The sequence below is a fragment of the Nocardioides zeae genome (assembly GCF_030818655.1).
Classification (GTDB): domain Bacteria; phylum Actinomycetota; class Actinomycetes; order Propionibacteriales; family Nocardioidaceae; genus Nocardioides; species Nocardioides zeae_A.
Genome location: NZ_JAUTAN010000001.1, coordinates 3,545,703 through 3,566,962 on the forward strand (window position 1 = coordinate 3,545,703; position 21,260 = coordinate 3,566,962).

At 71.9% G+C, this 21,260-nt stretch carries 23 protein-coding genes; 6 read left to right on the forward strand and 17 right to left on the reverse strand.

Annotation, left to right across the window (positions count from 1 at the left end):
• Positions 1 to 43 precede the first annotated feature (43 nt).
• The 12 genes from ureG to QE405_RS16880 all read right to left on the reverse strand — a co-directional run bounded on the left by ureG (position 44) and on the right by QE405_RS16880 (position 10,002).
• Complete coding sequence (gene ureG, locus QE405_RS16825) at positions 44 to 691, reverse strand: urease accessory protein UreG (protein ID WP_307202843.1); 648 nt, start codon at positions 689 to 691, stop codon at positions 44 to 46.
• Positions 688 to 2,388 (reverse strand): urease subunit alpha, encoded by a 1,701-nt coding sequence (gene ureC / locus QE405_RS16830; RefSeq protein WP_307202846.1) that lies wholly within the window; start codon positions 2,386 to 2,388, stop codon positions 688 to 690. Before ureC ends, ureG begins: the two co-directional genes overlap by 4 nt.
• Positions 2,385 to 3,098: an urease subunit beta gene (ureB, locus tag QE405_RS16835; RefSeq protein WP_307202847.1), complete on the reverse strand. Its 714-nt coding sequence runs from the start codon at positions 3,096 to 3,098 to the stop codon at positions 2,385 to 2,387. Before ureB ends, ureC begins: the two co-directional genes overlap by 4 nt.
• A 17-nt stretch (positions 3,099 to 3,115) precedes the next feature.
• Positions 3,116 to 3,784 carry an urease accessory protein UreF gene (locus QE405_RS16840; RefSeq protein WP_307202850.1) on the reverse strand — a complete coding sequence of 223 codons (669 nt, stop codon included), beginning with the start codon at positions 3,782 to 3,784 and terminating at the stop codon, positions 3,116 to 3,118.
• Positions 3,781 to 4,224 (reverse strand): hypothetical protein, encoded by a 444-nt coding sequence (locus tag QE405_RS16845; RefSeq protein WP_307202852.1) that lies wholly within the window; start codon positions 4,222 to 4,224, stop codon positions 3,781 to 3,783. The genes QE405_RS16840 and QE405_RS16845 overlap by 4 nt, the downstream gene beginning before the upstream one ends.
• A 15-nt stretch (positions 4,225 to 4,239) precedes the next feature.
• Complete coding sequence (locus tag QE405_RS16850; RefSeq protein ID WP_307202854.1) at positions 4,240 to 4,572, reverse strand: hypothetical protein; 333 nt, start codon at positions 4,570 to 4,572, stop codon at positions 4,240 to 4,242.
• Positions 4,569 to 5,318: a glutamine amidotransferase gene (locus QE405_RS16855; RefSeq protein WP_307202856.1), complete on the reverse strand. Its 750-nt coding sequence runs from the start codon at positions 5,316 to 5,318 to the stop codon at positions 4,569 to 4,571. Before QE405_RS16855 ends, QE405_RS16850 begins: the two co-directional genes overlap by 4 nt.
• A gap of 49 nt (positions 5,319 to 5,367) precedes the next feature.
• Positions 5,368 to 6,414 (reverse strand): hypothetical protein, encoded by a 1,047-nt coding sequence (locus QE405_RS16860; RefSeq protein WP_307202858.1) that lies wholly within the window; start codon positions 6,412 to 6,414, stop codon positions 5,368 to 5,370.
• Positions 6,411 to 6,815: an AtzH-like domain-containing protein gene (locus QE405_RS16865; protein ID WP_307202859.1), complete on the reverse strand. Its 405-nt coding sequence runs from the start codon at positions 6,813 to 6,815 to the stop codon at positions 6,411 to 6,413. Before QE405_RS16865 ends, QE405_RS16860 begins: the two co-directional genes overlap by 4 nt.
• Positions 6,812 to 8,002 carry an amidase gene (locus QE405_RS16870; protein WP_307202861.1) on the reverse strand — a complete coding sequence of 397 codons (1,191 nt, stop codon included), beginning with the start codon at positions 8,000 to 8,002 and terminating at the stop codon, positions 6,812 to 6,814. The genes QE405_RS16865 and QE405_RS16870 overlap by 4 nt, the downstream gene beginning before the upstream one ends.
• A 141-nt stretch (positions 8,003 to 8,143) precedes the next feature.
• Entirely contained in the window at positions 8,144 to 9,229 is a 1,086-nt protein-coding gene (locus QE405_RS16875) for an ABC transporter permease (protein WP_307202863.1), read from the reverse strand.
• Entirely contained in the window at positions 9,226 to 10,002 is a 777-nt protein-coding gene (locus tag QE405_RS16880; protein WP_307202865.1) for an ATP-binding cassette domain-containing protein, read from the reverse strand. The genes QE405_RS16875 and QE405_RS16880 overlap by 4 nt, the downstream gene beginning before the upstream one ends.
• A gap of 151 nt (positions 10,003 to 10,153) precedes the next feature.
• On the opposite strand from QE405_RS16880, the gene QE405_RS16885 reads away from it, so the two are divergent.
• The gene (locus tag QE405_RS16885; protein WP_307202867.1) at positions 10,154 to 11,170 is read left to right on the forward strand and encodes a LacI family DNA-binding transcriptional regulator; all 1,017 of its coding nucleotides are present in this window, start codon (positions 10,154 to 10,156) and stop codon (positions 11,168 to 11,170) included.
• Positions 11,167 to 12,099: a PfkB family carbohydrate kinase gene (locus QE405_RS16890; protein ID WP_307202869.1), complete on the forward strand. Its 933-nt coding sequence runs from the start codon at positions 11,167 to 11,169 to the stop codon at positions 12,097 to 12,099. The genes QE405_RS16885 and QE405_RS16890 overlap by 4 nt, the downstream gene beginning before the upstream one ends.
• An 8-nt stretch (positions 12,100 to 12,107) precedes the next feature.
• Here the strand turns inward: QE405_RS16890 and QE405_RS16895 are convergent, their stop codons facing one another.
• Positions 12,108 to 12,686 (reverse strand): DUF1349 domain-containing protein, encoded by a 579-nt coding sequence (locus QE405_RS16895; RefSeq protein WP_307202871.1) that lies wholly within the window; start codon positions 12,684 to 12,686, stop codon positions 12,108 to 12,110.
• Between the two features lie 159 nt (positions 12,687 to 12,845).
• Between QE405_RS16895 and QE405_RS16900 the strand changes: the two genes are divergently transcribed.
• Complete coding sequence (locus QE405_RS16900; RefSeq protein WP_307202872.1) at positions 12,846 to 13,925, forward strand: hypothetical protein; 1,080 nt, start codon at positions 12,846 to 12,848, stop codon at positions 13,923 to 13,925.
• Between the two features lie 358 nt (positions 13,926 to 14,283).
• On the opposite strand, the gene QE405_RS16905 is transcribed toward QE405_RS16900, so the two are convergent.
• The 3 genes from QE405_RS16905 to QE405_RS16915 form a co-directional block, all read right to left on the reverse strand.
• A complete protein-coding gene (locus QE405_RS16905) occupies positions 14,284 to 14,736 on the reverse strand; it encodes a PIN domain-containing protein (protein ID WP_307202874.1) in 453 nt (150 codons plus the stop codon).
• Positions 14,737 to 14,739: 3 nt separating this feature from the next.
• Positions 14,740 to 15,600: a hypothetical protein gene (locus tag QE405_RS16910; protein WP_307202876.1), complete on the reverse strand. Its 861-nt coding sequence runs from the start codon at positions 15,598 to 15,600 to the stop codon at positions 14,740 to 14,742.
• A 173-nt stretch (positions 15,601 to 15,773) separates the two neighbouring features.
• Complete coding sequence (locus tag QE405_RS16915; RefSeq protein ID WP_307202878.1) at positions 15,774 to 17,357, reverse strand: GMC oxidoreductase; 1,584 nt, start codon at positions 17,355 to 17,357, stop codon at positions 15,774 to 15,776.
• 104 nt (positions 17,358 to 17,461) lie between these two features.
• On the opposite strand from QE405_RS16915, the gene QE405_RS16920 reads away from it, so the two are divergent.
• The 3 genes from QE405_RS16920 to QE405_RS16930 are packed head-to-tail and all read left to right on the forward strand — an operon-like array spanning position 17,462 to position 19,813.
• Positions 17,462 to 18,007, forward strand: a complete 546-nt coding sequence (locus tag QE405_RS16920) for a TetR/AcrR family transcriptional regulator (RefSeq protein ID WP_307202881.1) — start codon at positions 17,462 to 17,464, stop codon at positions 18,005 to 18,007.
• Between the two features lie 32 nt (positions 18,008 to 18,039).
• Entirely contained in the window at positions 18,040 to 18,552 is a 513-nt protein-coding gene (locus tag QE405_RS16925) for a very short patch repair endonuclease (RefSeq protein WP_307202883.1), read from the forward strand.
• 55 nt (positions 18,553 to 18,607) lie between these two features.
• The gene (locus tag QE405_RS16930; protein WP_307202885.1) at positions 18,608 to 19,813 is read left to right on the forward strand and encodes a hypothetical protein; all 1,206 of its coding nucleotides are present in this window, start codon (positions 18,608 to 18,610) and stop codon (positions 19,811 to 19,813) included.
• Here QE405_RS16930 and QE405_RS16935 read toward each other — a convergent pair.
• Positions 19,810 to 21,246, reverse strand: a complete 1,437-nt coding sequence (locus tag QE405_RS16935) for a DNA cytosine methyltransferase (RefSeq protein ID WP_307202886.1) — start codon at positions 21,244 to 21,246, stop codon at positions 19,810 to 19,812. The genes QE405_RS16930 and QE405_RS16935 overlap by 4 nt on opposite strands.
• Between the last annotated feature and the right edge of the window lie 14 nt (positions 21,247 to 21,260).

The following is a 21,260-nucleotide window of genomic DNA, read 5'->3' on the forward strand; positions in this document are numbered from 1 at the left end:
CGACCGTCGACGACCCCGAAGGCCAGGTCGAGGTGGCGCTCGCTCAGAACAGCACCTCGTCGGCCAGGAGTCGCGCCACGGCGTCCACGCCGCCCCCGGCGCGGCAGTTCGTCGCGAGCACCGGACGACCGCCGCGCACCTGCCACGCCTCGGCCAGCATCAGCTCCAGGTCGACACCCACGTACGGCGCGAGGTCGGTCTTGTTGACGACGAGGAGGTCGGCCCGGACGACGCCCGGCCCCCGCTTGCGCGGGATGTCCCCGCCGCCGGCGACGTCGATGACGAAGAGCCAGTAGTCGACGAGGTCGTCGGAGAACGTGGAGGCGAGGTTGTCGCCGCCGCTCTCGATGAGGATGACGTCGGTGTCGGGGAACCGCGCCTCGAGCTGGTCGGCGGCCTCGATGTTGAGCGTCGGGTCCTCACGGATCACCGTGTGCGGGCAGGCGCCGGCCTCGACGGCCAGCACGCGGGCGGGATCGATGACGCCGGCGCGACGGACCCGTTCGGCGTCCTCCTGGGTGACCAGGTCGTTCGTCACGACGCAGGACCGCTTGCCCAGCGCTGCGAGGGCGGGCACCAGCTGCTCGAGCAGCGCGGTCTTGCCCGACCCGACGGGGCCGCCGATGCCGACCCGCGCGGGGGCGGGCGCGGATCCGGGAGCCGGGGCCGGTCCGGGTGCAGGGGAGGTCATCGCAGCAGGTACCTCCGGGACAGCGGCACCGACAGCGCCGGCACGGTGTCGAGCAGCTCGCCGTCCACGCGCACCTCGAAGGTGCGGGGATCGACCTCGACGTGGGGCAGCGCGTCGTTGCGCAGCATGTCGGACTTCCGCAGGCCCCGGGTCGAGGTGATGGGGATGACGGGCTTGTCCAGCCCCAGCCCGTCGAGCGTCTCGAGGGCCAGCTGCGAGGCGAACACGGCACTGACCCGCGGGCTCGCCTTGCCCAGCGCCCCCCACATCCGCCGCTGCACCACAGGCTCGGAGAGGGGGATCGAGCCGTTGGCGTCGCCCATCGCCGCCCACACGACCATGCCGGCCTTCATCACGTGCGACGGCTTGATCCCGAAGGACGCCCGCGGCCAGATGACGAGGTCGGCCATGCGACCGGGCTGCAGCGAGCCGACGTGATCGCTGATCCCGACGGCGATCGCGGGGTTGACGGTCAGCTTCGCGACGTACCGCTTGATGCGTTCGTTGTCCGCGCCGGGGCGGGTCTCCTCGGGCAGGGGCCCGCGGCGGTCCTTCATGACGCTGGCGAGCTGCCAGGCCTTCGCCACGTTCTCGGCGAGACGGCCCATGCCCTGGGTGTCCGTGCCGAAGATGGAGATCGCGCCGATGTCGTGCAGGTAGTCCTCCGCCGCCATGGTCTGCGGCCGGATCCGTGCCTCGGCGAACGCGACGTCCTCGGGAGCGCTCGGGTTGAGGTTGTGGCCGATCATCGCCATCGGCACACCCTCCTCCAGCGCGGCGGGCGTGAAGGGGTTGGTCGGGTTGGTCGACGACGGGATGACGTTGGGGTAGGAGACCACCCGGAGCAGGTCGGGAGCGTGGCCGCCGCCCGCACCCTCCACGTGGTACATGTGGATCGTCCGGCCGCCGACCGCCGCCATCGTGTCCTCGGCGAAGCCGAACTCGTTGATCGAGTCGGTGTGGAGGTGGACGGCGAAGTCGTGGCGGTCCGCCGCGACCAGCGACCCGTCGATGACGGCCGGCGAGGCGCCGAAGTCCTCGTGCACCTTGACCGCCATCGCGCCACCGGCCACGGCCGCCTCCACCGCGCGCGGGTCCGAGCCGCCGCGGGCGAGGAGGGCGAAGTTCACCGGCGAGTCCTCGGCGCCCTGCAGGAAGCGGCCCATCACGTGGGCGCTGCCCGAGCCGACCTCGAAGACCGGGCCCGGGGAGCTGCCGACGAGCGTCGTGGTGCCGCCCGCGAGCGCGTGCTCGGTCTGCTCCGGCGACTGGATGTGGGCGTGGCACTCGACCGCGCCCGCCGTGACGATGACGTCGTGGCCGTTGATCGGCGTCGTGCTCTGCCCCACGACGAGACGCGGGTCGACGCCCGGCATGACGGCGGGGTTGCCGGCCTTGCCGATGCCCGCGATGCGGCCGTCCTTGATCCCGATGTCCGCCTTCACGATGCCGAGCACGGCGTCGATGATCGTGGCGTTCTGGATGACGACGTCGAGGGCGCCGTCCGCCGCGGTGACGTTCGCGGCGATCCCCTCGCCGTCGCGCAGCGACTTGCCGGCCCCGATGAGGAGCTCCCAGCCGGGCTGCGCGTAGTCGTGCTCGATCTCGGCGACCAGGGACGTGTCGCCGAGCCGGAACCGGTCCCCGGTCGTCGGTCCGTAGACCCGGGCGTACGCCGCGGGATCCATGCCCCTCATGCCTGCTCCTCCTGCTCGGACGGGTCCTGCTGCGCCAGGTAGCCGCGCTCCGCGGCACGCTCGAAGGCCCGTCGGCGCACGTCGGGATCGTCGAGGCGGCCCTCGACCAGGCCGGCCTGGCCGCGCACCACCCGGTCGCCGCCGATCGGCACGAGGGCGACCGTGCGCGGCAGCCCGGGCTCGAAGCGCACGCCCTGGCCCGACGGCACGGCCAGGCGCCGGCCGTAGGACGCCGCACGGTCGAACCGCAGCGCCCGGTTGACCTCGAAGAAGTGGGTGAGGCTGCGCACCTGCACGTCGCGGTCGCCGGTGTTGACCACCTCGACCTCGATCGCCTCGACGTCGGTGAACAGCTCCTGGGTCTCGCCCCGGGTCGTGACACCGCCGGGGCGGAGGTCGTCCGCGGGCGTCGGAATGGGGTCGTAGACGGCGAGGAGCTTGGTGCCCTCCGCCATCGGGAGCTCGATCATCAGCAGGGGGATCATCGCCGGCACGCCCTCCTGCACCTGCTGGGGCGTCAGGAGCCGGGACACCTCGTCGCGGACGTCCGCGAACGAGCGGTCCTGGCGGGCCAGCAGCATGGCCTCGTCGGTCAGGTAGGCGACGGCCTCGGGGTGCGAGAGCCGGATCCCGAGCCGCAGGTTGCGGCGGGCGAACTCGGCGGCGGTGAAGATCGTCAGCCGCTCCCGCTCGGTGGGTGACAGGTTCATCAGGGTCCCTCGTTTCCTCAGGAGGCGAAGAGCTTGACGTCGGACCGGGCGTGCCGCTCGATCGCGACGTCGTGGACGGGGGTGAAGGCATGGGGCACCGCGGCGGCGTCGACCGGCGCGGCGAGGAGGGGTGCGACCCGGCGCTCGACCTCGACCAGGGCCTCCTGGGCACCGCGGTGCCCCACGACGGCGAGACGCACGGCGCTGCTCGCGCACGCCGTCAGCACCGCCCAGCAGGACAGGGCCTCGGCGTCGGCGAGCGGCAGGTCGGCCCAGACGAGGCCCTGGGCCACGCCGAGGTGGCCGGTGCCCTCCTCGGCGAGGACGCGCCGGCGGTAGGTCGCCGCTGCCTCGTGGTGCAGCCGCTGCCACGTGCCGAGCAGCGCGGTGCCGGACCGGCGGGACGCCACCCGGGCGGCCTCGCCGACCATCGACACCTCGACCTCGCGGTCGAGGTCGAGACGCGCCTCGACCTCGCCGCTGCCGAGCGCGTGGCTGCGGGCGAGGAAGACCCGGTCGAAGGTGTGCCAGCGCAGCCGCACCGCGGCCAGCATCACGTCGACGAGCTGCTCCGGGCCGGTCAGCAGGCCGTCGGCCGCCAGGGTCTCGAGACCGGAGGAGAACGACGCCGCGCCGGCGCCGAAGGCCGGGTCGGCGTGCAGCAGCAGCGCGGTGCGGCTGCTCACTCGACGACCTCGACCGCGCCCCGGTCCAGCCAGGGCCGGATCCGGGCGAGGTGGTCGGCGGCCGGTCCGTCGAGCAGCACGACGAGCAGGTCGTCCTCCATGCGGACCCTCCAGTGCAGGTGGCCCGCGTGCCAGCCGAGCTGCATCGCGCCCTCGCGCGACGTGGCGCGCAGCGTGAGCGTCGCCGGCTCCTCGACCTCGACGACGACGGCACCGTCCGCGTCGAGGCGGAGCACCGACCCGTCGCGGAGCACGGCCTCGCGGTCGAGCGCGACGCCGTACTCCTGCCCGTCGGATCCCGTCGCCCTGAAGCGACGGCGCCCGAGCTCGGCGGTCGGCAGCACGAGCCGCACGACCAGCCCGCGGTGCTCGAGGTCGTGCAGCCGGTCGTGGACCCCGTCGTCGGACCGGTGGCCGACGATCTCGAAGAGCTTGTGCACTGCCGAGGACTCCCGTCAGTCGACCGGGGCCGCGGTCGCCTCGAGGTCCTCGAGGTAACCGATCGACCAGGAGGCGAGTCTGTCACGCCAGGCCGCCGCCAGCTCGCCGCCCGAGCCGGTCTCGTTGTCGCGCTCGAACGCCGCGAAGTCCGTCACCTCGACGATCTCGCAGCCGTCCCAGCTGCTGTCCTGGTCGTCCATCGAGCCGGTCACGGCGAAGTCGAGGAACGAGACCACGGAGGGCATCGCGCGCATCGTGGGACGCACGTAGGACAGCGTCCAGTCCCGGTACGCCGCGAGCGTGTCGCCCTCCGCGAGCGCGAAGTAGGCGACGACGAAGCGCCTCACGCGCCACCCACCCAGGCGACGAGCTGCGACCAGAACGAGGCGTAGTCGTCCCAGGCCATGAACTCGGGGCTGCCCCAGTGCGGCGAGCAGTCCGACGCGAACGCCGCCGTCCGACCCGCGCCGTGCTCGCCGACGACGAGGAACGGGTCGCCGCCGACCTCCATGAGCGTGGTCGCGTCGGCCTTCGCACCGAAGCGGTTGTAGCCCAGGAAGTAGGGCCACTGCTCGTCGACGCCCTCCAGCACGGCGTGCGCGGCGACCGGCTTCGGGACCACGCCCTCGGGGGACTCGATGCGGTCGTCGTGGACGAGCATGTCGACGGGGAGCACCTCCGCCAGCGGGGTCAGGGAGAACCGTCCGCGGCCCTCGAACCCCGAGAACGACATGTAGCCGCCGATCATGAGCAGCCCCCCTCCCTGGTGCACGAACTCACCGATGACGGCCAGCCGGTTGGGCCGACGCTCGCCCTTGACGAACACGGCGTGGGGCAGGAGGAACGAGTCGGCCGGGGCGTCGCTGAGGACGATGACGTCGTACTTCTCCCGCAGGACCTCCACCTCGTAGGGGAAGCCCTCCACGGCGACGTGGTTCGGCATGTAGTCGACCTGGTGGCCGGCCTCGCCGAGCACGCGGAGCAGCTGCTCGGCGCCCTCCTCGTAGCCCGACGTGGTGTAGGCCGCCAGGCCCTTGGTGTGCTGGGCGAAGGTGTTCCAGCTCTCGCCGACGACGAGGACACGACTGGTCATGGGTGGGCGCTTCTCTCTCTCGGTGCTGCTCGGTGGTGGTGGTCGTGGATCAGGCGTCGACGTGCAGGAACGCCAGGGGGTTGTGGGCCGTGAGGCGCAGCGCGACGTCCTCGCCGAAGCGGTCGACGAGACGGCCGCGCACGTCGCGGGCCAGGTGCCGGTAGCCCCAGCCGCCGTGGGCGACCAGGGAGTTCCGGTGGTTGATGTCGTGGGACAGCAGCAGCTGCGCGCCGAAGCCCCCGTCGAGGAAGTGGGCGATGGCGTCGAGCCGCTCGTCGTCGTCGGGGTAGCTCGCACCGTTGACGAACCGGGCCCGCCCGGTGCCGAAGTTGTCCATCTCCACGAACGCCCCGGTGCGCATGATGTCCTCGAGCTGCGGCAGGTCGATCTCGCAGTCGAGGTGGGAGACGGCGATCCGGGCGGGGTCGGCCCCGGCGCGCTCGGCGATCGCGATCGCCTCGAGCGCCCGCTTGGCGAAGGGGTGCACGTGGATGTTCAGGGGCAGGCCGGTCGCGGCCTGCACGCGCCCGGCGGCCCGCAGCGACGTCGCCTCGACCTCCGTGATGTCCCAGCTCGTGCCGATCTCGCCGATCACCCCGGGCAGGAGGCCGGCAAAGCCCTCCTCCACCTGGCGGGTCCACCGGTCGACCAGCTCGTCCTCGGAGACCGGCAGTTCGGAGGCGGGCAACGCCGGCTCCAGGTAGCGACCGGCGGAGACCACGAGGGCGATCCCCGCCTGGTCGGCGGCGCGCACGGCCACCTCGACGCTGGGGCCGCTGCCGAGGACCGTCAGGTCGACGACCAGCTGGGTGCCGGCGTCGCGGGCGAGCCGCAGCTCCTGGGCCGCGAGGTACCAGTCGCTCAGCAGCATGTTCTGCCGCAGCGTGCTCTGGGGGTGGGCGTGCAGCTGCTCCGCCGTCGCCGCGGCCACCGCGGCGGGGTCGTCGAAGTCGCGCCACGCCCCCTCGCCCTCCCACCAGACGCGGGAGTCGACGAGCACGTGCTCGTGGGGCAGGACGACGCCGTCCTCCGGGCGGACGTCCCGCACCCCGTGGGCGGTGCGGACGCGGTAGACGTCGCGGTCCGGGCGGGTCATGGTCGCTCCTCGGGTCGGCGGGGGCTCGCGGGTCGGGACACGTGGGCCTGCGCGACGCGCCACCCGGCGTCGGTGCGCAGCCAGAGCTGCGTCTGCCGGCCGGTGCGGCCCTCGTCGGGGTAGTCGGTGACGAGGTGCACGGTGGCCAGGTCGTGCCCGAAGGCGGTGGCGGCGCGCTCGCGGACCGTGCGGCGCACCGGTCCCGCGGCCGTGGCCCGGCGCCACGCGGTGATCGCGGCGTGCCCGAACAGCTCTTCGTCGTCCCCGATCCGCACCGCGGCGCGGTCGACCCAGAAGGCGTCGACCAGGGCGTCGACGTCGCCGGTGGCGAGCGCACTCTCGTACCGCGCGGACGCGGCCTCGACCTCGGCCAGCACGTCGGGGTCGTCGATCGGGATCACGCGGGCACCCCGATCGCGGCCTCGAGCCGGGCCGCCACCTGCAGCAGCGCACGCTCGGAGCCGGCCCGTCCGACGAGCTGGACCCCGACCGGCAGGTCGCCGCCGGAGGGCACCGAGACGGCCGGGAGGCCGAGGAACGAGAAGGGCGCCGTGAGGACCCCGAGGTAGGGCTCGCGGTCCGCCTCGCGACCGTGCCCCAGGGCGATCCGGTCCTGGTCGTGGCGCGGGGCGCTCCCCGGCGTGGTCGGCAGCACGAGCACGTCGGTCGTGTGCAGCAGCTGCCCGACCCGGCGGCGCAGGAGCTCGCGGTAGCGCTGCGCCGCGACGTACGCCGCGCCCGGGACCGCGAGACCCGCCGTCAGCCCCGTGCGTACGCCGCGGCCGAGCCGCTGCCGGTGACGGAGCAGCGTCGCGTGGTGGGCCTCCGCGCCCTCGACCGCCGTGACGACGAGCGAGGCGGCCATGGCCTCCTCGAACCAGGGGAAGGCGACCCGCTCGCGCACACCGAGAGCAGCGACGGCGCGCTCCTGGGCGGCGAGCCCGTCGGCGTCCGCCCAGTCGCCGACGTCGACGGCGGCCGTCCGCACGGGGCCGGGCGCGTCGTCCCCGGGGACGAGCACGTCGAGCACCGCGGCGCTGTCGGCGACCGTGCGGGTGAACCACCCGACGTGGTCGAGGCTGCGCGCGAAGGGCACGAGCCCGCCGGCGTCCACGCGACCGAAGCCGGGCTTGAACCCCACGACGCCGCAGAGCGAGGCCGGCACGCGGACCGATCCGTTGGTGTCGGTCCCCAGCGCCAGGCGGACGTCACCGAGCGCGACCGCCACCGCCGAGCCCCCCGAGGAGCCACCGGCCGTGCGGTCCGGGTCGTGCGGGTTGCGGCAGACCGGCCGGTGCTCGTTGGAGGTGGTGAACCCGTGGGCCAGCTCGTCCATCGCCGTGGACGCGACGACGCGGGCCCCGGCCCGCTCGAGCAGCTCGACCGCCCGGGCCGACCGACGCGCGGGGCGGGGGTCCCAGGGGACCGGGGAGCCGGCGTACGTCGTGCGGCCCGCCAGGGCGAGGTTGTCCTTGACCCCGACGGTCCACCCGGCGAGCGGCCCGGTGGGAGGGGCTGCCGGCGCCGGGTCGAAGACCGTGTAGAGGTGGCCGAACCGGGCACTGCTGGCGCGCAGCGCGGCGCTCATCGCTCCTCCTCGAGCACCGCGCGCAGGTGCGTCCACCGCTCGAGGTGGGCGCGGACGGCGGCGTCGACGGCGGGCTGCTCCTCGGGTGGCACCACGACCTGCTCCTCTCGTCGCGCGGACACGGGCACGGACACGGCTCGCTCAGCGGTGCGAGCGCGAGCGGCGGCGCTGCTGGTCGTAGTAGACGGCGGCGATCAGCACGGCGCCGACGGCGACGTTCTGCCAGAAGGGCTGGACGCCGATGATGGTGAAGCCGTTCTTGAGCACGGTCGGGATGAAGACGCCGACCGTGGTGCCGAAGACCGACGCCAGGCCGCCGAAGAGGCTGGTGCCGCCGAGCACGACCGCCGCGATCGTGTCGAGGTTGGCGGTCGCGTGGCCGTTGATGGTGGTGGCGCCGAACCGGGCCACGGACAGGAACCCCGCGAGGCCCGCCAGGAGACCGGCCAGCCCGTAGACCTTGATGATGTGGCGCCGCACGGGCAGGCCGTTGCGTCGCGAGGCCTCCTCGTCGGAGCCGATGGCGAGCGTGAAGCGGCCGAACCGGGTGCGGTTGAGCACGTAGCCGGCGAGCAGCGCCACCGCCAGCGCGATCAGCACCAGGTAGGGGATCGTGTCGAAGAGCCGGCCGGAGCCCACCGTCGTGATGAGGTCGATCGGCACCCCGCGCACGTCGTTGCCGCCCGTGATGATCTGGGCGAAGCCCATCGCCATGCCCATCGAGCCGAGGGTGACGATGAGCGGCGGCACCTTGGCGACGGCGACGAGCGCGCCGTTGAGCACGCCCCAGGCCAGACCCGCGAGGAGGCCCGCGGCCAGGCCGACCAGGATGGCGCCGAGGCTGCTGGGGTCGCCGGCGCGCTCGCCGAGCTCGACCATCGTCTTCGTCGCGACCACCGAGGAGAACACGAGGACGGAGCCGACCGACAGGTCGATGCCGCTCGTCGCGATGACGAAGGTCTGCCCGGTGGCCAGGATGAGCAGGATCGAGGCGTTGATCGCGATGTTGGTCCAGTTGAACTGCGTCGGGAACGCCCGCGGGTCCAGCACCGAGAAGACGACGGCGATGAGGATGAAGGCCAGCAGGATCCAGATGCTGTTCTGGCCGAGCAGCGAGCGGACGATGCCGCCGAGCCGCCCGCCCCGCGTCGGGGCACCGGTCTCCGGGGGCGTCGTCGACGGGGTCGACGTGGTGGTGGGCGTGGTCGTGGGGGTGGGGGTCGTCACCGGACGTCCTCGAGGGTCAGGGCACCCGTCATCGCCGCGATGAGGTCGTCGCTGCGCACGTTGCCGGAGGTGAACTGGGCGACGCGACGCCCGAGCCGGAGCACCTCGATGCGGTCGCTCACGGCCAGCACGTCGGGCATGTTGTGGCTGATCAGCACGACCGAGATGCCGGAGTCCCGCACCCGGCGGACGAGGTCGAGGACGCGTCGCGTCTGCTCGACACCGAGCGCCGCGGTGGGTTCGTCGAGGATGATCAGCTTGGTGGCCCACACGGCGGCCCGCGCCACGGCGACGCTCTGCCGCTGGCCGCCCGACAGGTTGGCGACGGCGGTCCGCGGGTCGCGCAGGCGCACGCCGAGCCGGGTGAAGTGCTCGACCGCCTCCCGCAGCATCCGCTTCTCGTCGAGCGCGCCGAGCAGCCGGGAGGGGCCCGTCTTGAGCAGCTCGCGGCCGAGGAAGAGGTTGGCCGCCGCCGAGAGCTCCGGAGCGACCGCGAGGTCCTGGTAGACCGTCTCGATACCGAGGCGCTGGACGTCGACCGGGCTCTTCGGCATGATCGCGACTCCGTCGAGCAGCAGGTCGCCCTCGTCGTGCTGCACCGCACCCGAGAGGATCTTCACCATGGTGGACTTTCCGGCGCCGTTGTCGCCGATCAGCGAGACCACCTCGCCGTGACGGACGGTGAAGTCCGCGCCGCCCAGGGCCTCGACGCTCCCGTAGCGCTTCACGATGCCACGGGCTTCCAGCAGGGGGCGGGGGTCCGACTGCTCCATCTCGTCCCTCCTTTCACTGTCCGTCGATCTCTGGTGTAATCGACTCCTGTAATCGATTGCAGCGAGCGTAACCGCGCCTCGTTTCCACGGTGTTACTTCTCCTCGACGAGGTGGGGAGGGCCCGCGGGACCGCCCCTGGGAGAGGAACCACATGGCTGGCCGAGCAAGGATCGGCGACGTCGCGAAGCTCGCGGGGGTCTCCACCGCGACCGTCTCGCGGGTGCTCACGGGGAACGTGCCGGTGAGTCCCCAGCTCCGGGAGCGGGTGCTCGACGCGGCGGCGCAGCTCGACTACTCGGTCAACCCCGCGGCGCGCGCCCTGCGCAGCGACCGCACCTCGTCGGTCGGGATCGTGGTCCCCGACCTGACCAACCCCTTCTTCACGGCCCTCGTCGACCAGGTGGAGCGCGGGCTCCGCGACCTGGGCCTGTCCCTCCACGTGTGCAGCTCCGCGGGTGACGTCGCGATCGAGCGCGACCGCGTCCGCTCGCTGCAGCGGAGCCAGGTCGAGGTGCTCGTGGTCACGCCGGTCGACCACGAGGCGAGCGGCGAGGTGCTCCGTGAGGCGGCCGCCTCGGTCCCGCTCGTCATGCTCGACCAGGTCGCCGCCGACGTGGACTCGGACTGGGTCGGGACCGACGAGTCCGAGGGCATGCGCCTCGTCGTCGACCACCTGGTCGAGCAGGGCGTGCGCACCGCGGCGTACGTCGGGGCGCAGCCCCTCGACTCCTCCTCCATCAAGCGCTACGACGCCGTGCGCGAGCACGCGGCCGGCCGGGGCATCGAGCTCGTCGGCGGCGACGAGCTGCTCGGGCAGTTCAGCGTGGAGTGGGGGGTGGAGGCCGCCCGTCGGCTCGCCGACCGGACGCTCCCCGAGGCGGTGGTCTGCGCGGCCGACGTCATCGCCCTCGGTGTCCTGCAGGAGCTCGACGCGCGCGGTGTCGCGGTGCCGGAGGACGCGCTGGTGACCGGGTACGACGACATCCCCCTCAGCTCGCACCCGCGGCTCTCGCTGACCACGGTCCGGCAACCGCTCGCCGAGATCAGCGCCCGCGCGGTCGCCCTCGTCGAGGACCTCCGCGGTGGTGGCGACGACCGTGTCCCCGTCCACGAGGCGCTGCTGCCCCGCCTCGTCGTCCGATCCAGCAGCTCGAGGAGCACCCAGTGACCACGTCCGCCCCGCCCTCGGTCCCGCTGGTCACGGTCGTCGGCAGCCTCAACGTCGACCGGGTCGTCGACGTCGCCCGCCTGCCCGAGCCGGGTGCCACGGTCATCGGCACGACGCGGTCGCGCATCGGGCCCGGCGGCAAGGGCGCCAACCAGGCGGCGGCCGCCGCGACCTTCGCCGGGGCGCCCGGCGCGGTGGCGATGGTCGGCGCCGTCGGCGAGGACAGCGGTGCCGACCTCTCGCTCGACGACCTGCGGGAGCGCGGCGTGGACGTCGCGGGAGTACGCCGCGTGCCCGGCGTCGCGACGGGCCACGCGACGGTCGCGCTCGACGCGGAGCGCCAGAACCTCATCGTGGTGGACCCGGGAGCCAACGCCGAGCTGGGCGTCGACGACGTCGCGACCGACGCCGTCCGGGACGCGGCGGTCGTGCTGCTGCAGCTCGAGGTGCCGACCGCGACCGTCGTCGCCGCCGCCGCGCACGCGCGCGGGACGGTCGTGCTCAACCCCGCGCCCCCGCCGACGGCCGACGAGCGCGACGCGTTGCTCGCCCACGCCGACGTCCTGGTGCCCAACCGGGGTGAGCTGGCGGCGATGCTCGACCGCCCGGAGGCCACCGACGTGGACGCGGTCGTCGAGCAGGTCCGGGCGCTGCCGTTCTCCGGCACCCTCGTCGTCACCCTGGGCGGGGACGGCGCGCTCGTCGTCGACGGCGAGCGGGTCGAGCACGTCGTCGCCCCGGTGGTGCGACCGGTCGACACGACGGGCGCCGGCGACTGCTTCTGCGGGGTCCTCGCCGTCGGGCTCGCCCGCGGGGTCGAGCTCGTCGCCGCCGTCCGTGCGGCGGCCGCGGGCGCGTCGTGCTCCGTCACCGGCGCCGGCGCGCGAGGACGGCTGCCGGTCGAGGCGGACACGGTGTCGCCCGCCTGAGCCTCATCTCAGTGCAGGCCCCCGTCGGCCTCGGTCACCCCCCAGGCGTGGAACCGCACGGCGAGCCCCGCACGGGTCGGTGAGCAGAGGTACGGCCCCGCCTCCGCGGGGCGCGCCCCGTCGAGGGGCGTCACCCTGACGAACTGCCGATCCTTGCCCTCCGGACCCGCCCGCACGATGAGCGCGTCCTCGGACCGGCTGACCCGCACGGTGACGCGCCGCCCCGCCCAGTCGTCGACGGGCGCGACGGACCAGTCCGACCACCCGTGCGTCACGACCGCGCCGAGCTGAAGCCGCCCGTCGGAGCGCTCCAGCCCGGCCTTCACCCAGGTCTCCTCGTCGACGGCGACGAACACGCCCGCCTGGTCGAACTGCTCGGGCAGGTCGGCCGTGAAGGTCGCCTCCACCGCCGTACCCACCGCGAACGGCGCCACCAGCGCGTGCGCGGAGTCGTGGACGAAGCCGTACGACGTGCGGCGCCACGCGTCCGACCCCTCCGCCGCCGTCACGACGAGGTCGTCGCCGTCGGGAGCGGCCGCGACCGGGGCGTGCGTCCAGCGGCCGGTGGTCCAGGGCTGGTTCGTCATGGCTCCATCGTGGTGGATCCCGATCCTCGTGCAACCGACCGGACCCCCGCCGCGTCCTCCTGTCAGAACGATCTCGGGCACGACGGTTCCCCGTCGCAGCCTCGTCGCCGCGCCCGCACCGGGGCCGTCGACCTCCCACCTCTGCACAGGAGAACCGTCATGCGCGCACGTCTCGTCCCCACCCTCGTCGCCCTCACCCTCGGCACCCTGGCCGTCGGCGGCACGACCCTCGGCGCCAGCGCCGACGTCGCGCCGGGCGCGAGCACGCCGTCGTACGACGCCGGTCCGATCACCATCGACCCCGACGCCCCGCAGGGCGCCGCCCCCGGCATCGTGTGGGCCGACGGCACCACGATCCACCTCGAGGACGGCACGTCGTTCGTGCTCCCGGACGACGGCTTCGACACGGTCATCGACGTCGCGGCGATCGGTGACCGCGTCGCCGTGACCCGGCACGACTCCTCCGTCGCGGCCTGGGCGCCGCGCCTCTCGATCTTCGACCGGAGCGGCACCCAGCTCGGCTGGACCGGCCTCGGTCGCGCCTCCGACGGCAACCTGGTGGCGGACGACGCCCACGAGAGGGTCGCCGTGCTGCAGCGCGGTCAGGTCGCCGTGATCGAGGCCGGCCGCCCGACCTGGACCCGCCTCGACCTCCCGGCGGCCGACCCCGTCGGGGACACCCGGCGCATCGGCGCGGTCACCGGCACCTCCTGCGCCGAGGGTGACTGCCGGGTCTACGTCTCGAACGGCGACGTGAGCCACCGGCTCTCCCCCGGCCAGGCGCCGCGGTGGATGTGGACGCCCCAGATCCTCGTCGACGCCCGCGAGACCGCCGGCAACGATCAGCTGCTCGGCCTGGTCTACCGCGACGAGGAGGTCGAGCCCGAGAAGCTGTGGTGGGGCATCACCGACGAGGACAACGCCGACGTCTGGGGCCAGCAGGACTACGGCGTGCTGTCGTTCTCGCCCGACGGCAGCCTGGTGCTCGGCGACGACGCCTACCGCGACGGTGCCGGCTCCGGCACGCTCGCCTTCCTCGACAGCGCCACGGGCGAGCCGGTCACCGAGTTCGAGCCCGCCGACGGCTGGTGGGTCGCCGACACTGCATGGGAGGACGACGACCACGTGCTCGCGCAGCTCACCGACGCCGCCGACACGCTGGTGACGGTGCGCGTCGGCACCGACGGCACGGTCGAGCACGTGCACACCGGCAGCTGGGAGGTCATCCTCGGCAGCTGATCCCTCAGATGACCGTCGCCGAGCGCGCTCGCTGCGGGGCGCGCTCGGCGGCCGGGCTCACCCAGCCCTCGGGCGGCTCGCCGGGAGACCGCCGGTGTGCTGATGACCTTGCGCACCGCTCCTGCGTCTGGACCAGCCCCACGGGGACGTGCGAGCGAAGATTGCCGACTCACCACGCCGCCAGCTGTCAGAGCGGCGCCGGTCGCCGAGGGCACTGCATCCCCAGCAGACGAGAGGCCGGGGACGGCCATGACTCTGCATGCGTATGGACGTCGCTGCCGCTGCCCACCCCGCGGTTCTCCCCGCGCCGCTGCCGCGGCGGCCTCGGTGTCGGGAACGCAGGAGGACTGCGTGTGATTCAGCCGAGAAGACGCAATCCGGGCGTGTCGCGATAGACGCGGTCGCCGCTCAACAGCGGCAGGCCCTTCGCCAACGCACTGGCCGCGACCCACCGGTCGGCGGAGTGGATCTTGGCCTGCAGGGCGTGACCGATGAGCCGGCACGCGGCGGTCAGGTCGGCATAGGAGCGAATGACGTCAATGTCAGCCGGGATGGTCGGGGCACTGTCCAGCTTGGCCATGGCAGCCACCTTCCTCGACTCGCCCCAGTTCCCGATCTGCATCCCAGCCATCACCTCCGCGCGGGTCTGGAAGGAGATGAGGACCTGTGTTCCTTGCAGCACCTCTCGCCACTGTTCGACGGCCATTCCGCGTCGTGAGGCGCGCTCAGGGTCGGTGTACAAAGCGCTGTATACGTCGGTGTCGATGACGACCCCGGCAACTGATTCGTCCCGTGAAGCCTCGTCCGGCATCAGTCAGAGGTCCATGGCAGCGAAGAACGCGTCGAACTCGTCGTCGGTGAGCCCCTCTATCCCACCCGGTTCGAGGCCGGGGGCGCTCGCGAGGATGTCGTCGAGGGGCACCGAGGCCGGCACCCCGGAACCCGACAGCGGATCAGGCGCGGTCACGATGATGGCGTCGTGGAGGTGGGTGAGCGTGCCGTCGGCGTCGCGCTCGGGCGTGCCGGTCACGACCACGTGAGTGCCGATCAGGCTGGCGGCGGTCTTGTCGTCGGCCACCTGTGGGAGCGCGATCTGATGCCCGACGTCGTCCTGGACCTGGAGCCGATGCGAACGAAGGTTCACCGCGAACAGTTGGCCGACGAACGTCACCTGGTCGCCGTCGTGCCGACCTTCGACGGACCACGTCTCGCGGTGGGTCGTTGACGTGCTGAACGTCCGTCGCACCGTGCCGTCAACCTTGAACTCGACGCGAGGTGCGGCGTTGCGGAGCGCGCCGGTGAGATCGGCCGCAGCCCGCGACAGAGAGTCACCGACCCAGCTGGGTCGCTCGTCGATGGCGATGGCCTCCACGAGGTCGGCGAACCTTTCATCGAATGCCCGCTCCTCGGCAAGGTCGAAATCGAGGCTGCCGTCGCCAGGTCCCGCGCGGCGGGCGAGGACACGGGTGCTGCCCGGCTGGAGGCCGATGAGCAGCTTGGCCACCCGCTGCGTCCGCTGGGGGACACGTCCGAGGGCCTCCGCGTCTGTCTCGACCCGGCCGATCTTCGTCGCAACTGCTTTGAGACCGGCGACGATCGCGAGCAGCTGATCGGCCTCGAGCTCGCCGTGGGGCGCGTCGGCTCCCGTGAGGTGGAACTCGAACTGCGTGCTCATGCCACTCCCTCCGTCAGCACGAAGAACTACCACGGCCCACCGACAGCGCCCCCGGAGCTGCCACGGCCGAGGGCCATCATCGCCGATGCGTGGCGACGCGCCAGCGGTCTTCACACCCTCCACGTAGTCGAACGCAGCGCGGCATCGTGGATCCAGACGCGTCGCGACCGCCGTCAGATGACCGCCCCCACGTCGTCCCGCACGATCCGCTTCATCGCCCGCTCGGCGACGGCCGCGATGGTCATCGAGGGGTTGCACGCAGCAGCCGTCCCCGGCAGCAGCGCACCGTCGAGCACGTACAGCCCCTTCTGCCCCAGCACCCGCCCCTCCAGGTCACAGGCCTCGCCCATGTTGACGCCGCCGAGCGGGTGCCACGTCGAGGGCACGAGCGCGTTGGTGTCCACGAGCACCGAGCCCAAACCGGCGATCTTGTGCGCGCGGGGGGCGATCGCGCCGTACTGCACCGCGTGGTCGCCCTCCGGAAGCCAGCGGAGGTTGGCGGAGTCGGTGAGACCGTCGTAGGCGAAGTGCCCGCGCGCGGCGCTCACCCCGTAGCCGACCATCATCGTGCTGCGCGGGTCGAGGTCGAGCCCGGCGATGCCGATGGGCGGGATCGACGCCTGGATGACCGTGGTGGCGCGTGCCGGGTCCGCCCAGTCCTTGCTGCCGAAGACGACGGGGCCGCCCTGCGGCGTACCGAACCCGCGCAGCGGGTCCGACCACACGTAGATCCGGTCGGCGTTGGTGCCCCAGCCGCGGCCCACGGCGTCGGGGAGGTCGGGGATCGCGCCGGTCGCGGCGGCGCGCACGAGCATCTTCGTCGTGCCGACGCTGCCGGCGCCCATGACGAGCGTGGACGCGGTGAGCACGACGGTCTCCTGGCGGGTGCCGCGGAGGTCGGTACGCGCGGCGGTCACCTCCCACTCCCCCGCGGCGGTCCGCGCGACGTCGGTGACGCGGTGGAGGAGCCGCACCTCGAGCAGGCCCGTCTCCTCGGCGGCCTTGAGGTACGTGACGTCGAGGCTGTGCTTGCCGCCGTTGTTGGCGCCGAACGCGCAGTCGCCGTTGGTGAACGACGGCGGCAGCTCACCGCGCAGCTCGCGCAGCGCGAAGCTCCAGTCGATGGGCATCGGGATCTTCTCGACGCTCTGGCCGGCGGCGAGGGCGCGGTCGCGGAAGGTGCGGGCGGCGCGGTACGGCGCGGAGGCGATGAGCTCATCGGGCGCGGTGGCCAGGCGGAGCATGCGGGCGACCTCCGCGTAGTGCTCGGTCGCGAGCTCGTCGTAGTCCAGCCCCGCCGGGAACTCGTGCTCGAACACGGCACGGTCCGGCACGAGGCTCATGCCCTGGTAGGTGAGCGAGCCGCCGCCGTACCCCACCCCGCTCATCACCGTCATCGTCGGGCTGGGGGTGGCGTTGAAGAGGCCGACGTACGGCGCGGGGCTGAGCGGCCGGCCGAACAGCTCGGGGGCCGAGCCGTAGAAGAGCGCCCGCTCGTCGAGCGTGGACACCGTCGGGAAGGTGTCGCTGCCCGGGGCGGTCGGCCAGCGGCGGCCCTGCTCGAGGAGGGTGACGGGTACGCCGGCCTGCGTGAGCCGGAGCGCGGCGACCGCGCCACCGAAGCCCGAGCCGATGATGACGACACGGCGGCGGTCGCGGCGGACGGGGACCGTGGCCCAGGCGGGCCGGGCGAGACCGGCGACGGCAGCAGCGGCGGTGGCGCCACCGATGAGGGCGCGACGGGACAGAGCAGGCATGGGAGGGCCTTCCGAGAGGGAGGGTTCGGAGCACGCGTGTGCACCGGAAACCTGACACCTGTCTCACTTGTTCGTCAAGAGTTCTCGGTCGATAGGCTCGCGTCATGAGTCGTCCGGAGGCCCAGCGTGCCGACGGACGACGGAGCCGCGACGCGATCCTGGCGGCCGCCGAACGGCTGCTGCTGACGGGCGAGGGCCTGAGCGTCAGCGGCCTCGCCCGGGAGGCGGGCCTGACGCGGGCGACGTTCTACCGCCACTTCAGCGGCACCGACGCCGTCCTCGACGCCCTCACCCGCTCCATCGCCGACACGCTGCTGCCGCAGCTCCTCGACAGCCTCGCCGACCTACCCCTGTACGCCGCGCTCGACCGCCTCGCGGGGGAGGTCGTGGCCGTGGCCGAGGCGTATCGCCACGTGCTCGTGAGCCAGCCTCATTCGATCGAGGACCTGGCGCGGTTGGTGGTGCCGGATGAGCCGATCGCGTCGTTCTTGGCTGATCGGCGGGGGGCGGGGGAGCTGGTTTCTGACTTGAGCGATGAGTGGCTGGCGCGGTGTGTGCGGGCGTTGTGTCTGGTGGCGATCACCGATGGGCGGGCGGGGGAGGTCGTGGTCGCGGAGCTGGGCGGGGCGTTGCGGCGGTTGGTGGAGTGATCCCTGCGGTTTGCCACCACTGTGTGCACCGCATGTTCCCGGCGACCCGGTTCTGCTTTGCTGGTGTCGTGTCCAGTGACGCGCCCGTCCCGACGGAGGAGCCCAAGCGCAAGAGCCCGGGTGGTGCGCTGAGCCGCAAGATGTCCACCCTGGCGCGGCGGGACACGAAACCAGAGATGGCGCTCCGCCGAGAGCTGCACCGCAGAGGTATGCGTTTCCGCGTGCAGATGAAGGTGCCCGGTAACAACCGCCGGACGATCGACATCGCCTTCACGAAGGCAAAGCTGGCTGTGTACGTCGACGGGTGCTTCTGGCACGGGTGTCCCGAGCACCACCACGCGCCGAAGAGCAACGCGGAGTGGTGGCGCTGGAAGGTGGAGCGCAACCGCGAGCGGGACCGCGACACCGATCGCGAGCTCGGCGAAGCAGGTTGGCGAGTGCTGCGCATCTGGGAGCATGAGCCTGTGGCCGCGGCCGGAGACCTGGTACAGGTCAACTACATGGCCCGGCTCGAGCAGCAGCACCTACGGCGCCACCCGAACTAGGGCCAACTGCCCCGATTCGCTGTCGCGGTCGTTTACGCACTGGTACGAAGAACCCATGGGCAACGTTGTCGTCGACCAGATCGGCCCGCGCGGCGAGCTCCTCGCTGATGTCGACACCACGCTGACGGAGCGCCAGAAGGACGACTTGCTCCTGGCGGCATTGCCAGGGGCGACAGCGGAGGTCTTCGCCGGTGCGCGCATCGTCCGGTACCGCGCCAACATCATCATGCGAGCGCAGGTCACCTACCTCGGCACTCCGTGGGAGAGCTTTAAGAAGCGGATCCAGATCCCGAACAAATGGGTGGCCGTCCATGCTCGGGCTGTCGAGGACAGCCTCGTCCCACGGTTCGTGGGGATCTATCACTACCGGGGCGTCGCGATCTTCGTCGACTTCGACCCAAGTACCTACGTCCTGCGCAAGGCGAACAACTCGGCGGCCCATGTCTGGACCAACGACCTCTTTCAAGCCCAGACCCTCGGCGTATTCTCGCGCGAGGACAACGGCGGTAACCGCCTGACCAGCGTGCGAGCCGATGAGCTGGCGTCCTACCTCGAGGGCCGGACCGAGGAGAGGCACCCGCGAGTCGAGGTGTTCGACCGCTTCAACCTGGAGATCCTTGGCCCCGAGCGCACGGAGGCGTTGACGGCCGTACAGGAGATGCACCAGGCCAACTGGCCGGACACGTTCCAGGCCGAATGGCCCGGCTTCTACCTCGAGTACCGCCTGGCGAAGTTCATCCGAGAGCACCGACTGGGCGACCTGGTCGAGTACCAGAAAGCGAAGAAGCGGGGCGGCTTCGACTACGACCTCGTCTTCACCGACGGGGATCGGGTTGAGTACTACGGCGATCTCAAGGCGTCCAACTCGACAGCAAGCGTCTCACCGGGCAACGACGCTGAGAACATCCGGCGCTGCATCGAGCAGTACGACCGCTTCTGGTACGTCATCTACGAGCACGAGACTTGGCATGATCGAGCCAACGAGGACCACCGCGCCACCATCGAGTGGAACGAGTGGAAGCGGTCGGTCGGCTTCGACAACGGCAAGCCCTTCGACCCGCTCTCCTACTGGAAGCGTTTTAAGTCCGCCGTGCGGTACCACCGGATGATGATCCTCGAGGTCAACACGGCCAACTTCGGGTTGGTGCTGTCGGACTTCAACCAGGGCAAGCAGCCTGACGGTGCTGCCCGGGCCGTGAAGGTCATGATCGCGAAGAAGAACATCGACAACTTCCTGATCTTCTCGGCGACCTTCGACTAACGCATGGCCGCGAGAACCTCATCGGGGGACAGTGGAGCGCCGCTGACTGCCTCCAGGATCTTCCTCCCCGCGGACGTGCTCTTGAGGATCTCCTCGTCCCGCGCGACGTGCTCACGAAGGACATGCCAAACGGCGCCGACGTTGACCCCGTTGCCCATCTGCTTGTAGGTCGCAGAGGCCTTCTGCCCGCCGAAGTCATACCAGTCCGGCAAGCCCTGCAGCCGTGCGGTCTCCCTCGGCGAGAGGCGGCGCTGGCGAGGACCCACGATTGATGTCTGAGTTATTGCGACCAGCGCGGGAAGATACGTGGGCCGCTTGGCGCGAATCCCCGAGGGACGGAAGTGCATGACCGTGTCCCAGAGCCGCGCCGCGTCCTGGGCCTGCCACTCCAGCTTCCGCCGGCTCGCCGGGAAGCCATTCGAGTAGATCTTGTGCCGCTTGGCCCACCGATCGATCCACTCTCGGTGCTCGAAGTACAGCGCGTAGTTCTTTGCGAGGTGACCGGCCTTCCATTGCGGAAGCAGAGGGTCAGCGTCCATGAGGTCGCGGTAGTCCGGCACGCCGCCGAAGTCCCTCAACACCTGAGCCAAGTCCGTCCACGCATCCGCCCAGATTGGGAAGCCGGGGGGACGGCGCCCCTCGGTCTGCTCGTACCAGGTCTGGACCCACTCGTCCCACGCGTCGATCCACGACCGCTCGGCCGACGTGAGGTTGCACCCGGGGATGTTATGCGAGTCGTCCAGGAGATCTTCGAGATGCCATTCGATCTTCGGCTCGAACCCGTCGATCCCGACACCCGGGTAAGCCACGGGCTCGACGTCGAGGCTGTCGTCACCGATGCCCGACGGGTCGTGCGTCGCGGTGATGAAAACTCGTTCCCGCACCTGCGGTCGCCCGCCGCGGGCTGGCGGGAGAAGGTGCGGACTGAAGATGGCGGGCGTGTCCGACACGCGGTAACCCTCCGCGCGGAGCGTCTCGATGATGACCTGCCACTCATGCAAGTGTCGGGGCCCTGCCAGGTTGCGGACGTTCTCGAGCAGGACGACCTTGGGCTTGCGCTCCTCGATGATGCGGAGGATGTTCCAGTAGAGCGTGCCGCGGGTCTCGTCCATGCCGCGCTGAGCGCCCGACTTGGAGAAGGGCTGGCACGGGAAGCCGGCTGCGAGCACCTCGTGGGGAGGCACGTTCATGACGTCGTCGTTAGCGTCATTCGTGATGTCACCGAGAGGATCGTGGCCCCAGTTCCGCGCATACGTCGCTGCCGCAGCCTTGTCGATCTCCACCGCGTAGACGCATTCGCCCCCGTACGCCTTCAGTGCAGCGTGAAACCCGCCAACTCCCGCGAAGAGGTCGACAAAACGGAAGGCAGCTCCATCCGCTGGATGCTCCGCAGTCTCGGTCGCATCAACCATCGGCAGGCGCCCAGCAGTCATGCGGGAAGCTTACC